Annotated in this window: 11 protein-coding genes; 6 read left to right on the top strand and 5 right to left on the bottom strand. The window is 71.8% G+C overall.

Going from position 1 to position 13,078, the window contains the following annotated elements:
* Positions 1-51 precede the first annotated feature (51 nt).
* A complete protein-coding gene (locus AC3RJ7_RS09195) occupies positions 52-2,064 on the top strand; it encodes an MFS transporter (protein ID WP_491455537.1) in 2,013 nt (670 codons plus the stop codon).
* 25 nt (positions 2,065-2,089) lie between these two features.
* On the top strand, positions 2,090-2,413 hold the full coding sequence (locus AC3RJ7_RS09190; protein ID WP_491455536.1) for a hypothetical protein: 324 nt from the start codon (positions 2,090-2,092) through the stop codon (positions 2,411-2,413).
* A gap of 4 nt (positions 2,414-2,417) precedes the next feature.
* Here the strand turns inward: AC3RJ7_RS09190 and AC3RJ7_RS09185 are convergent, their stop codons facing one another.
* Both AC3RJ7_RS09185 and AC3RJ7_RS09180 read right to left on the bottom strand, forming a co-directional pair.
* Positions 2,418-4,259 carry an SLC13 family permease gene (locus tag AC3RJ7_RS09185; RefSeq protein WP_491455535.1) on the bottom strand — a complete coding sequence of 614 codons (1,842 nt, stop codon included), beginning with the start codon at positions 4,257-4,259 and terminating at the stop codon, positions 2,418-2,420.
* A 33-nt stretch (positions 4,260-4,292) separates the two neighbouring features.
* Positions 4,293-5,822: an ATP-dependent DNA ligase gene (locus AC3RJ7_RS09180; protein ID WP_491455534.1), complete on the bottom strand. Its 1,530-nt coding sequence runs from the start codon at positions 5,820-5,822 to the stop codon at positions 4,293-4,295.
* A 150-nt stretch (positions 5,823-5,972) separates the two neighbouring features.
* Here AC3RJ7_RS09180 and AC3RJ7_RS09175 point away from each other — a divergent pair, with 150 nt between their 5' ends.
* Positions 5,973-6,845 carry a 3-methyladenine DNA glycosylase gene (locus AC3RJ7_RS09175; protein ID WP_491455533.1) on the top strand — a complete coding sequence of 291 codons (873 nt, stop codon included), beginning with the start codon at positions 5,973-5,975 and terminating at the stop codon, positions 6,843-6,845.
* A gap of 162 nt (positions 6,846-7,007) precedes the next feature.
* Here the strand turns inward: AC3RJ7_RS09175 and AC3RJ7_RS09170 are convergent, their stop codons facing one another.
* Both AC3RJ7_RS09170 and AC3RJ7_RS09165 read right to left on the bottom strand, forming a co-directional pair.
* Complete coding sequence (locus AC3RJ7_RS09170) at positions 7,008-7,934, bottom strand: aldo/keto reductase (RefSeq protein WP_491455532.1); 927 nt, start codon at positions 7,932-7,934, stop codon at positions 7,008-7,010.
* Between the two features lie 90 nt (positions 7,935-8,024).
* Complete coding sequence (locus AC3RJ7_RS09165) at positions 8,025-8,771, bottom strand: SDR family oxidoreductase (protein ID WP_491455531.1); 747 nt, start codon at positions 8,769-8,771, stop codon at positions 8,025-8,027.
* A 131-nt stretch (positions 8,772-8,902) separates the two neighbouring features.
* Here AC3RJ7_RS09165 and sigJ point away from each other — a divergent pair, with 131 nt between their 5' ends.
* Complete coding sequence (sigJ, locus tag AC3RJ7_RS09160) at positions 8,903-9,850, top strand: RNA polymerase sigma factor SigJ (RefSeq protein ID WP_491455530.1); 948 nt, start codon at positions 8,903-8,905, stop codon at positions 9,848-9,850.
* Between the two features lie 4 nt (positions 9,851-9,854).
* Positions 9,855-10,145: a DUF1905 domain-containing protein gene (locus AC3RJ7_RS09155; protein ID WP_491455529.1), complete on the top strand. Its 291-nt coding sequence runs from the start codon at positions 9,855-9,857 to the stop codon at positions 10,143-10,145.
* Positions 10,146-10,167: 22 nt separating this feature from the next.
* Here AC3RJ7_RS09155 and AC3RJ7_RS09150 read toward each other — a convergent pair whose 3' ends face one another.
* Complete coding sequence (locus AC3RJ7_RS09150; RefSeq protein ID WP_491455528.1) at positions 10,168-10,788, bottom strand: glyoxalase; 621 nt, start codon at positions 10,786-10,788, stop codon at positions 10,168-10,170.
* Between the two features lie 195 nt (positions 10,789-10,983).
* On the opposite strand from AC3RJ7_RS09150, the gene AC3RJ7_RS09145 reads away from it, so the two are divergent.
* Positions 10,984-12,909, top strand: a complete 1,926-nt coding sequence (locus AC3RJ7_RS09145; RefSeq protein ID WP_491455527.1) for a glycoside hydrolase family 5 protein — start codon at positions 10,984-10,986, stop codon at positions 12,907-12,909.
* Positions 12,910-13,078: the final 169 nt, after the last annotated feature.

Below are 13,078 nucleotides of genomic sequence, written 5' to 3'. Positions count from 1 at the left end.
CCAGTCAATGGCAATTGACAGGTTATGCACCGAAAGCGTAGCCTCACCAGTATGCGGGCATTCACCGGTGAGAGTGGATCGAGTTCCTTCGGCTGGCTCTGGGCCGCCGCCGGCGCCGCCAACCTCGGCGACGGCGTGATGCTCACCGCGCTGCCCCTCATCGCACTCTCCGCGGGCGCGTCGCCGGGCGAGATCGCACTCGTCGCGACCATCGCGACGATCGCCTGGCCGCTCTTCGGCCTGCACGCGGGGTGGATCGTCGACCGGGTCGCCGCACCGCGCCTGCTCGCAGGCGTCAACGTGATTCGCATGCTCGCGTTCGCGGGCCTCGCCGCCGTCGTCGTGCTCGACGGGCCGGTCGTCTCGGCGGTGCTCGCCACCGCCTTCGTCTACGGCGTCGCCGAGACGCTCGTCGACACCTCGCTCGTCGCCGCGGTGCCCGCGATCGTGCCGGGCGCAGCACTCACGAGCGCGAACGCCCGGCTCGAGGCGACGGTGAACGTCGCGAACCAGCTGGTCGGCCCGCCCCTGGCCGGACTCCTCGTCGGCGTCTCGTCGGCGCTGGCCGCAGTGACGGGCAGCGCGCTCTACGCGCTCGCGGGCCTCGCCGCGGTCGGACTCGCTGCGGGATGGCGACGGGCACGACACCGCATCGCGGCGACCCCGGGCACCGTCGCACGGGCCGGCGCTCACGCCTCGGCCGGACGGGTGCGCGACGGCATCGCCTTCCTCTGGCGGCATCCGCTGCAGCGCTCGCTCACGGTGCTCACCGCGGCGATGAACCTCGTGTGGGGCATGTGGCTCGCCGTGTTCGTCGTGCACGCCGTCGCACCGGGTCCGCTCGGCCTGACGCCCGCAGGGTACGGCTGGCTGCTCACGGCGATGGCCGCGGGCGGCATCGCCGCGTCGCTCGTGACGGCCCCGCTGCAACGTCGGCTCGGCGACGGCGCCCTGCTCTTCGCCGACTGCCTCGGCACGATCGCGCTCGTCGCGCCCTCGGCGTTCGGCGCGCCGCTCTGGGTCGTGGCCGCCGGGGTCGTCACGGCGGGCGCGGGGTCGAGCGTCTGGCGCATCGTCGTCGCGGTCATCCGGCAGCAGACGACGCCCGCCGGCCTCATCGGGCGGGTGTACGCCGCTTCACGGGTGATCAGCTGGGGCGCACTGCCGCTCGGCTCTGCGCTCGCGGGCCTCGGGGCGACCGTGTTCGGCATCGAGGCGGTGCTCCTCGCGGCGACGGCCGTGGCCGTGATGGCGGCGGCCGGCTTCGTCGTGGTCTGGCGGGTGCAGCTCGCCCGTCGGCCGAGCGAGGCGGCGGAGCATCCCTCATCGACGGGTCGGGCGAGGGGGTTCCGTCCGACGCCCGATGCGCGAATGATGGGACGGTGCGGGACCCTCCCGCGAACCGCAACGATGACGAGCCGCGGCGGCGGGGCCGCCCGGCACGCGAAGGAGTGGACCATGGGCATCATCGCCGCCGACCTGTTCGTCACGCTCGACGGGGTCTACCAGGCCCCCGGCGGGCCCGAAGAGGATGCTTCGGACGGATTCCCCTACGGCGGATGGCAGGCGCCGTACCTCGACGACGAGAACGGCGCCGACATCATGGCCGGCATCGACCGGCTCGACGCCCTGCTGCTCGGCCGCAGGACCTACGACATCTTCGCCGCCTACTGGCCGAAGCAGTCCGACGCGATCGGCGAGAAGTTCAACGCGGTACCGAAGTTCGTGGTGTCGCGCACGCTCGACGAACCGACCTGGGCCGGCACGACGGTGATCGCCGACCCCGTTCGCGACCTGCCCGCGCTCAAGGAGCGGTTCAGCGAGATCCACCTGATCGGCAGCGGCGACCTGCTGCAGACGCTGCTCGACGAGGACCTCGTCGATCGGCTGAACCTGTTCGTCTACCCCATCGCGTTCGGCACCGGCAAGCGGGTCTTCCGCGACGGGGTGAAGCCCGCGGCGTTCGCGCTCGCCCAGCCCGCGCGCACGTACGGGAGCGGGGCGGTCGGGCTCGTCTACGACCGCGCGGGCGTTCCGGTGACCGGCATCACGATGGGCGAATGAGCCGAGCGGCGAGCGGGAGGTGAACGTGGGTACGCGCGACGAGGGATTCGAACTGCTCGGGGAGATCACGCCCGGACTCCTCGCCGAGCCCGGCGTCGCGTTCGGCCGCATGTTCGGCTCGGAGGGGCTGTCGGTGCGAGGCAAGTTCTTCGCGTTCGTCTCGTCGCAGGGCGACCTGGTCGTGAAGCTCGACGCCGACCGCATCGAGGCGGCCGGGCTCGACAACATGGTGATGCGCGGGCGCCCGATGCGGGAGTGGGCGGTCGTCCCCGTCGCCGAGGGCGTCGACCGGTGGCGGGAGGTCGCGCGCGAGGCGTACGCGTTCGTCGACTCGATCACGCCGCGCTGAGCCGTCAACCGTTCGGGTACAGGGGCAGCAGCCACGGCACCATCGTGATCGCCACGACCATCACGACCAGGGCGAACGGCGTGCCGACGCGCAGGAAGTCGGCGAACCGGTAGCGGCCCGGCCCGAGCACGAGCGTGTTCACGGGCGACGACACGGGCGTCATGAACGCGGCCGAGGCGGCCAGCATGACGACCATCGCGAAGGGGTAGGGCGAGGCATCCAGCTTGTCGGCCGTGGCGATGGCCACCGGACCCATCAGCACCGCCGTCGCCGTGTTCGAGACGAACAGCCCGATCGCCGCGGTCGTCACGAAGAGCCCCGCGAGCAGCACGGTGGGACTCCCCTCGCCGAGGAGGCCGGTCAGGGCGTCGACCGCGAGGTCGATGCCGCCCGTGCGCTCGAGCGCGAGCGCGAACGGCAGCATGCCGACGATCAGCAGCAGCGTCGGCCAGTGGATCGACCGGTACGCGCTCGGCATGTCGATGCAGCCGAACAGGCCCATCATGAGGCACGCGATGAGCGCGGCGATCACGTTCGGCACGAGCCCCGTGACCATGAGCACGACCATGACGACGACGCTCAGCAACGCGAACGGCGCGCGATTCGCCGCGGGCGCCTGCTCGCGCACCTCGGCGGGAAGCTCGAGCGCGACGAAGTCGGCGCTTCGGGCGGTGAACCGCTTGACGTCGCCCCACGCCCCGACCACGAGCAGCGTGTCGCCGAGCTGCACGCGCTCGGCGGCGAGCGAGCCCGGCAACGCCTCGGCGCCGCGGCGCAGGCCGATCACGTCGACCCGGTACAGCTCACGCGTGCGCAGGTCGCCGACCGTGCGCCCGAGCGCTCCCGAGTTCGGCGGCGGCATCACCTCGCCGAGGCCGACCTCGCGGGAACGCTCGGCGAGGAACCCGTCGTCGAGGGGCAGGGCGCGCAGGTGCAGACGGCGCAGCCCAGCCTCGAGATCGTCGCGACGCTCGAAGACGTCGACGAGCAGCACGTCGCCCCGGGCGAGCGGCGCCGACGACCCGGTCGCCGCCACCTGGAGCGTGCGCTGCAACCACCGTCGGCGCTCGACGGCCAGGACGCGGATGCCGTGCCGACGGAGGTCGAGGTCGGCCGGACTCCGTCCGATGAGCGGCGACCCCCGTACGACCTGCACGCGCCGATCGCGTTCGGCGAGCCCGTAGTCGCGCATCAGGTGGCCGTAGGTGCGATCGTCCCCGGTCGAGTCGTCGGCGGTGTCGGCACCGATGAACCGACGAGCCACGAGCATGTAGCCGATGCCGAGGGCCAGCACCACGAGACCGAACGGGGTGACCGAGAAGAACCCGAACCCCGTCTGGCCCGCGCGCACGAGCTCGGCGTCGATCACGAGGTTCGGCGCAGTCGCGATGAGCGTCAGCATGCCGCTGATGAGCGCGGCGACGCTCAGCGGCATCATGAGCTGCCGCGGCGAGACGCCGAGCCGCGCCGCGATGCTCAGCACCACCGGGATGAAGATCGCGACGACCCCGGTCGAGCTCATGAACGCGCCGAGCAGCGCGACGCTCAGCATGAGCAGCACGATGAGCCGGGTACTGCTCGTGCCGGCCCTCGCCGAGAGCCAGTCGCCGAGCCGATAGGTGAGTCCCGTGCGCGAGAGTCCCTCGCCGATGACGAAGAGCGCGGCGATCAGCACGACGTTCGGGTCGGAGAACCCCGACAGCGTCTCGGGCACCGTCAGCACCCCGGTGAGGGGAAGGGCGACGAGCAGGCCCACCGCGACGACGTCCATGCGCGGACGGTTGATCGCGAACATCACGATCGACGCGACGAGCAGGGTGAGTACAACCAGCAGTTGCCAGTTCACGCTGCCACAGTAGCGGTCGGGGCGGCGGGCCGGTCACCCCCTGAGCAGCGCCCGCAGGTTCTGGATCGTGTCGGCGTCGGCCGGCCGCTTGTCGTCGCGGTACTGCTTGACCCGGGCGAAGCGCAGCGCGATGCCGCCCGGGTACCGGCTCGAGCGCTGCACGCCGTCGATCGCGATCTCGACGACGGTGACCGGCTCGACCCAGACCGTGTTCGCCGTGCGCCGCACCTCGATCTCCTGGAAGCGCTCCGTCTGCCAGCGCAGCAGTTCGTCGGTGAGACCCTTGAACGTCTTGCCCACCATCACGTAGCCGCCGGGCTCGCCGAACTCGCCGGCGGGGTCGAGCGCCCCCAGGTGCAGGTTCGAGAGCCAGCCGGTGCGCCGCCCCGAACCCCACTCGCATGCGAGCACGACGAGGTCGTACGTGTGCACGGGCTTGACCTTGACCCAGCTCGACCCACGGCGGCCGGCGGCGTAGGGCGACCCGATCGCCTTCACGACGACGCCCTCCTGACCCGCCGCGATCGCCTCGGCGGAGACGCGCTCGGCGGCCGCGGGGTCGGCCGTCACCTCGCCGGGGATGCGATGCGCGGGCGCGATGCGCTCGAGCTCGGCGAGCCTCGTCGCGAGCGGCTCGTCGAGCAGGTCGCGACCGTCGACGTGCAGCACGTCGAAGAACCACGGATGGAGCACCGTCTCGCGGGCGTGCTCGGCGCCGAACCGCGACATCGTCTCCTGGAACGGTCGCGGCGCCCCCTCCTCGTCGAGCGACAGGGTCTCGCCGTCGAGGATCACGTCGCGCACCGGCAGCGACCGCACCACCTCGACGACCTCGGGCAGGCGGTGGGTGACGTCGGCGAGGTTGCGGGTGAACACGCGCACGTCGTCGCCGGTGCGGTGCACCTGGATGCGCGCCCCGTCGAGCTTGTATTCGACGGATGCCTCGCCCGTGAGCTCGATCGCGGCCGTCGGCGTCGCCGCCGTCGCGGCGAGCATCGGCAGCACCGGACGCCCGACGACGAGCCCGACCGCCTCGAGCTCGGCGGGGGTGCCGGTGAGCGCGAGCCGCGCGGTTTCGCCGAGGTCGCCCGAGAGCATGGCGGCGCGGCGCACGACGTCGCCCGGCCGGTCGGCCGCCCGGGCGACCGCGTCGGTCAGCACGCCCTCGAGGGCGCCCGTGCGCATCTCGCCGAGCAGCACCCCGCCGAGGAAGTGCTGCTCGCGGTCGGTCGCCCGGCCCAGCAGCTCGGTGAGCTCGCGCGCGCGGTCGCCCGACGAACCGGCACCACCGGCCCCGGCGAGTCGGTCGAGCGCGCCGTCGAGGTCGTCGACCGTGAGCGAGGGCTCCGCCGCCGCGGGCGTCGCCTCGACGGCGGCGGCGAGCCCGCGCCAGCCCACGCCGACCCGGCCCTGGCGCGGCTTGCCGACGAGGAATCCGACGGCCGGCGCGATCTCGTCGGGTTCGAGTCGGCGCAGCAGCGCAGCCAGCGCGTCGACCTTGGCGAGGCGCGAACGGGTCGAGGCGACGGTGTCTGACGTGGTGACGAGCTCTTCGAGCAGCACGCGCCCAGTCTGGCACCAGCCGCCGACATGCCACGCGTCCGTCGAGTGTACGCGCGCAGCGCCGTATCGAGACCACGGGTGACACGGGGCAGTGGTGGTCACGATACGCGCTGCGCCCTACTCGACCGACCGGAAACGTACCCTTGAGGGATGACCTCCGTGCTCGCCGCCGACGACTGGCGCGCCCGCGCCGCGGCGCACGCCGAGCGGGCCGACGCCCTCACGGCGGGTCATCGCGCCCGCGCGGCCGCGCGCGAGAAGCACCCGATCGAGGACTTCCTCTTCACGTACTACTCGTACTCGCCGAGCCTGCTGCGCCGGTGGCATCCCGGGCCGGGCGTCGAGCTCGACGAGGCCGCCGGCACCGAGCGCGCGGGCTGGCGCTGGTACGCGCCGGGCGCGGCGTCCGGGTCGATCGTCGTCGACCGCGACGCGATGACGGCCGAGAAGGGCCCCATGCTCGCGACGGTCGAGCGGATGCTGCGGCTCACGGCGAAGCGCGCCGGCGCGTTCGGCTGCTTCGGGCTGCACGAATGGGCCATGGTGTACCGCCAGGACGATCACCGCCACCCCGTGCCGCTGCGGCTCGGCCAGGCGGCGACCGACGACGTCGTCGAGGCGAACGAGCTGCGCTGCACCCACATCGACGCGTTCCGCTTCTTCACGCCCGACGCGGTGCCGCGCAACCGTTTCGAGCCGACGCGCGAGTCGCAGCCCGCGCTCGAGCAGCCCGGCTGCCTGCACGCCAACATGGACGTGTACAAGTGGGCGGTGAAGCTCGGTCCGCTCGTGCCGGGCGAGTTGCTGCTCGACGCGTTCGAGCTGGCCCGAGACATCCGCTATCTCGACATGCAGGCCTCGCCCTACGACATGGAGCCGTGGGGCGGCGCGCCCGTGCGCATCGAGACCGCCGACGGCAAGGCCGAGTACGTGCGCCGTCAGCGCGGGTTCGCCGAGCGCGCGAACGGGTTGCGTCGCCGCATCCTGGACGCCGCGTTCGCGAGCGTGCAGTCGGTCGAGTAGGCGCCTCGGGTCGGTGGTCTCGATACGCGCTCCGCGCTACTCGACCGACCGTTGGCCGCGTGACGGTGGTCTCGATACGCGCTCCGCGCTACTCGACCGACCGTCGGCTTCGGGTCGGTGGTCTCGATACGCGCTCCGCGCTACTCGACCGACCGTCGGCGATCAGGGCACCTGGTAGCCGGCAGCGCGGAAGAGCTCGTACCACTCGGGGCGCGTGAGCGGCACGGCCGAGCCCGCGGCCGCGTCGGCGACGCGCGACGCGTTCGTCGTGCCGAGCACGACCTGCATGTTCGCGGGATGCCGGGTGATCCACGCGGTCGCGATCGCGATCGGCGTCACGTCGTACTTCTCGGCGAGCCGGTCGATGGCCGCGTTGAGCTCGGGGTAGTCGGCCGATCCGAGGAAGACGCCGTTGAAGAAGCCCGCCTGCAACGGCGACCAGGCCTGGATCGTGATGCCGTTCATGCGGCAGTAGTCGACCACTCCGCCGTCGAGCATCGTCGACTGCCAGAAGCCCTGCATGTTCGCCGAGATGCCCTGGGCGATGATCGGCGAGTGCGTGATCGACAGCTGCAGCTGGTTCGCGACGATCGGCTGGCGCACCGATCGGCGCAGCAGTTCGATCTGGCTCGGCGTGTGGTTCGAGACGCCGAAGGCGCGCACCTTTCCGGATGCATCGAGCTCGTCGAACGCTCGGGCGACCTCGTCGGGCTCGACGAGCGCGTCGGGTCGGTGCAGCAGCAGGATGTCGAGGTAGTCGGTCTGCAGCGCGCGCAACGAACCCTCGACCGACTCGATGATGTGCTCGTACGAGAAGTCGAAGTACGGGCCGTCCTTCACGATGCCGCACTTCGTCTGCAGGATGACCTGCTCGCGCTCGGCCGGCGAGAGCTGCATCGCCTCGGCGAACCGGCGCTCGCACGCGTGCAGCGTCTCGCCGTAGATGTCGGCGTGGTCGAAGAAGTCGATGCCCGAGTCGCGGGCGGTGCCGACGAGGGCGCGCACCTCGTCGTCGCCGAGCTGTTCGATGCGCATGAGGCCGAGGACGACGTTGGGCGCCGCGATGCCGGCGAGATCGATGGTCTTCACGAGTCCCCACCCTAGCGAGGGGGTCTCGATACGCGTGCTCCTCCGTCGCACGCTACTCGACCGGCGGAGGGCGTGCTCCTCCGTCGCGCGCTACTCGACCGGCGTGGCCACCCACTCGTCGAACGTCTGGTGCGCCCGGATGGCCGCGGGCCCGGGCAGCGTGACGCCCGCGCGCATCGCCGCGAACTGCTTGCCGGGCACCGACACCGGGATGACCGGTCCCCGGAGCCCGCGAGCGCGTGCGAGCTTGCGGATCATCTCGTCCAGCCGCTCCTCGCGCGGACCTGCGAGGTCGGCGACGTGCCCGGACGGCCCGGCCTCGGCGAGCGCGACGAGCCGTTCGCCGACCTCTCGGGCGGCGACGGGCGCGGTGCGCACCTTGGGCGCGAGATGCAGGCCCGCGAACGACATGCCGTCGAGCATCTGCCCGGCGAACTCGTGGAACTGCATGGCCCGCTGGATGGTCCACGGCACGTCGCCCTGCTCGACGACCCGCTCCTGTGCGAGCTTCGCGGCGTAGTAGCCGTAGGGCGCCCGGTCGATGCCGACGATCGACAGCAGGACGTGGTGCCCCACGCCGGCGGCGGCCTCGGCGGCGAGCAGGTTGCGGGACCCGGTCGTGAAGAACTCCTCGGCCTTCTTGGCGTCGAGCGTCGTCAGGTTGGACGTGTCGACGGCGACGTCGACGCCCTGCATCGCCTCGGCGAGTCCCTCGCCCGAGATCACGTCGACTCCGGCGGAGCGGGTGAGCACGACCACCTCGTGCCCGCGCTCGCGGGCGGCCTCGACGACGTGGCGTCCGACGGTTCCGGTTCCTCCGGCGACGGCGATCTTCATGATGGTCTCCTCTGCGGTCGGGCCGCGATGCGGCGGCGTCGAGGCATCCGTTCGCCTCTTCACCATCTCGACGACGCAGCCCGTCGGAATGCAAGGTGCCGCGCACCCCGGCGAGTGCCATGCTGGGGAGCATGCCCGATGCGCCCTCGATTCCGCTCGATGCGCGCGATGCGACGCTCGACGCCGAGCGGCCGGCCCTGGTCGGCCTCGCGTTCCGCATGCTCGGTACCGTCGCCGACGCCGAGGACGCCGTGCAGGACGGCTTCACCCGCTGGTACCGGATGCCTCGTGGCGAGCGGGACGCGGTCGACAATGCCGGTGCGTGGCTCATGCGCACGGTGAGCCGGATCTGCCTCGACCAGCTCGGCTCGGCGCGCCACCGGCGGGAGCAGTACGTCGGCGAGTGGCTGCCCGAGCCCCTGCCGACGGCCGACGCGGCGCGGTTCGCGGTTCGCGCCGCCGACGATCCCCTCGATCGCGCGATGCTCGACGAATCGGTCTCGACGGCGCTGCTCGTCGTGCTCGAGTCGCTCACGCCCGCCGAGCGGGTCGCGTTCGTGCTGCACGACGTGTTCGCCATGCCGTTCGCCGAGATCGCGGAGGTCGTCGGGCGTACGCCCGCCGCCTGCCGGCAGCTGGCCGCCTCAGCCCGGCGGCACGTGCGCGAGCGTCGCGCCGGCGTCGTGAGCCGCGAACGCCACGACGAAGTGGTGCGGGCGTTCGTCGCCGCGGCCGGAACGGGTCGACTCGAGTCGCTGCTGTCGCTGCTCGACCCCGACGTCGTGCTCGTCTCCGACGGCGGGGGCTTCGCCTCGGCGACACGTCGCCCCGTGCTCGGCCCCGACCATGTCGCCCGGTTCATCGCGGGCATCCTCGAGCAGCGTGGCCCCGCGCTCGAGTGGTCGATGCACGAGACGGCCGACGGGCTCACGCTCGCCTTCGGCGAGGACGGCGTCGTCGACACGGTCGCCGTCGTCGAGGTGCGTGGAGATGCGATCAGCCGCACCTGGATCATGCGCAACCCCGAGAAGCTCCGGCGGTGGAACGCGCCGGCGACCGGCGCACCGCCCGTATCCTGAGCCCGTGGAGTTCGAGTTCAGCGGCGAGCTGTGGTTCTGGAAGGGGCCCGCGCCGTGGCACTTCGTGTCGGTGCCCGGTCCGGTGTGCGACGACCTCGCCGCGATCGCGCCGCTCGTGAGCTACGGCTGGGGCATGGTGCCGGCGACGGTGCGCATCGGCGGCAGCGAGTGGCCGACCGCCCTCTGGCCGAAGGACGGCGGATACATCGTGCCCGTCAAGGCGTGGGTGCGCGCCGCCGAGTCGCTCGAGGTCGGCGACGTCGTCGGGGTGCGGCTCAGCGTCGGAGGGCCCTGAGCCGCACCCGGCCGGCGCCGCGTCAGGCGTCGGCCTTCGCGGTGAGGGGCGCCCAGGCGAAGCCGTCGGGGTCGGTGGTCGCGGCGTCGCCCGTGATGACGAGCCGGTGCGAGCCGGTGCCCGCCTCGGGCACGCCCGCGTCCTTCGCGAGTGCGCGCCGCTTGTACAGGCCGAGCCCGATGCGGCTGCCGGGCGTCTCGAACTCGGCGTAGCTGCCGAAGCTCTTGCCCACGGCGAAGCCGTGCTCGCCGTAGAACCGCTTGCTCGCGGACACGTCGTCGACGCCGAGGAGGAGCACCATGCGGTCGAACGCCCTGCTGACGGGCTCGGTGTCCTTCTTGGCCGAGGTCGCGAACTTCCAGATCGCGCCGTCGGGCGCCTGCACCGAAGCGCCGACGCCCCAGAGCGACTTGGCGACGGGCTTCAGCACGGTGGCTCCGGCGGCGACGGCCGCGTCGAACAGGGCCTGCACGTTGCCGGGCTGCGCGACGACGAGCGACAGCGTGTACCCGCGGAAGCCGGTCGACGGCTCGGTGGCGAGCCGGGTGCGCAGTCGGCCGTCGAGGCCGAGCGCGTCGGTGTAGAAGCGGTCGGCGGCAGCGGGGTCGTCGACGTCGATGGTGATGGATTCGATGGTTGACATGTCGATCACGCTACGAGCGGGGCGGGCACGGGCGCTTCTCGAATCCTGACCGATGCTCGCGTCGATTCTGGCAACGCAAACATGTTTACGTTGACATTTCGAATGGCGCGCCCATAGCATGGCGACCGCCAGGCGTCGCCGCGAGTGCAGCCCGACCCCGTGACGACGCGGAGAGAAACGAACAGGGAGGTTCGAATGCATCGTCGCATCGCGACGCTCGCGGTAGCCGTGGTCACCGCGGCACTCGCCGTCTCGACCGTCGTCCCCGCGCACGCGGAGACCGAGTCGGCACCCATCGCCCAGCTCACCGGGCCGCAGCTCGCGGCCTCGTGGACGGCGCCGCTGAGCACGAGGGGCCGGTACATCGTCGACGCCGACGGCGACCGGTTCAAGCTCGAGTCGGCCAACTGGGACGGCGCACAGGGCCACTGGAACGGCAGCGGCGACAAGAACGACCCGGCCAACCACAACAGCGGCATGAGCTACGACATCCCCATGGGGCTCGACCGCGTGCCGATGGCGACGCTCATGAGCGACTTCCACGGGCTCGGGCTCAACAGCATCCGGCTGTCGTACTCGAACGAGATGCTCGGGATGACGACGCCGGTGCCCGACGTCGCGGTGACGGCGAACCCCCAGCTGAAGGGCAAGACGCCGCTGCAGGTCTTCGACGCGGTCGTCGCGGCGCTCACGGCCGACGGCTTCGCCGTGATCCTCAACGACCACACCACCACCTCGCGCTGGTGCTGCGGAACCAACGACGGCAACGAGCGGTGGAACAGCAGCCAGACCACCGAGAAGTGGATCAGCGACTGGGTGATGCTGACCGAGCGCTACGAGGACAACCCCCGCGTCGTCGGCATGGACCTGCGCAACGAGGTGCGGCGCGACATCCTGAACGACGCGAACTGGGGCTGGGGCGACGCCCACGACCTCTATCAGGCCTACCAGCGGGCCGGCATCGCCATCCAGCAGGCGAACCCCGACGTGCTCGTCATCATGGAGGGCATCAACTGGCAGGGCATCCCGACCGACCTGACCTTCCACGACCGCCCGCACCTCAAGCCCGTCGCGAACCTCTCGAACGCCCTCCCGTACCCCGACAAGCTCGTCTACTCCGCGCACATCTACGCCTACACCGGGCCGAAGCACACGGGCGCGACGGGCCTCGGTGAGACCACCGACCCCCGCTACCGCGACCTCACCCAGAGCGAACTCGTCGACGAGGTGGACCGGGCCGCCGCCTACGTCACCACGGCAGGCCAGCACTACACCGCGCCCGTGTGGTTCAGCGAGTTCGGCATCGGCCACGCCGCCGACACCGGCGCGCTCGACAAGGCCTGGTGGACGAACTTCACCGACATCCTCGCGGCCAACGACAGCGACTTCGCGGCGTGGCCGCTCGTCGCCCAGGCGGACGCCGCGGGCAACTTCGCCGACGGCTACGCACTGCTCGCATACAAGCCCGACGGCACGAAACTCAGCATCGCCGACGACTGGCGCTACCCGCAGTGGGTGAAGCTCGTGAACGCGAACGGCAAGACCGGTCCCGTGGCATCCGTGCCGCGCTGGAACATGATCGGCAGCGGCAGCTTCGTCGACAGCCAGTCGTCGCTGCGCATGCTGCAGGCGGGCGACTGGTCACCGGGCCAGTGGAAGGGCACCTGCCCCGACAGCCAGCGACTGCAGGGCATCGCACGGGGCACCAACCGCGGCCTCTGCACCGACGTCGGGGGCATCGCCACCTCGAACCCGCGCGTGCAGAGCGGTCAGGGCAACATCACGAACGACTGGGCCTCCGGCTATGACAAGCTGCAGTGCAACCCCGGCGAGGTCGCGGTCGGCTACAGCCTCGGCACCGGCGGCGGCACCAAGGCCGCGATGTGGAACCTCGTCTGCGCGACGAGCACCACGGCGCTGCCGGCGAGCCAGGGCCGCCTGATCTGGTTCGACCACGGCGACAACCGCCCGGCCGGCGGCGGCTCGACCGCGAGCGACTGGGCGCCCGGCAACTACAAGGGCCAGTGCAAGGACACCGAGTACATCGCCGGCGTGGCCTTCACGTATCGCTGGATGCACGGCGGCGTGCCCGACGCGCTGCTCTGCAAGCCGCTGAGCTGAGCGGCGGACGACGAACGGGGCCGGGTCGCGATCGCGACCCGGCCCCTTCATCCCGCCCCGGCTGCTCGGCCGGCGTCCACACGTGACCGGTGAGACTAGCGAGCCGTTCCCGACATCGAGAGCGAATCGGCCTCCGACGCTTGACGCGAGACTTCGCGATCGCCTAGGT

The organism is Agromyces solani (assembly GCF_058349925.1).
This window is presented reverse-complemented; position numbering and strand designations above follow the sequence as displayed.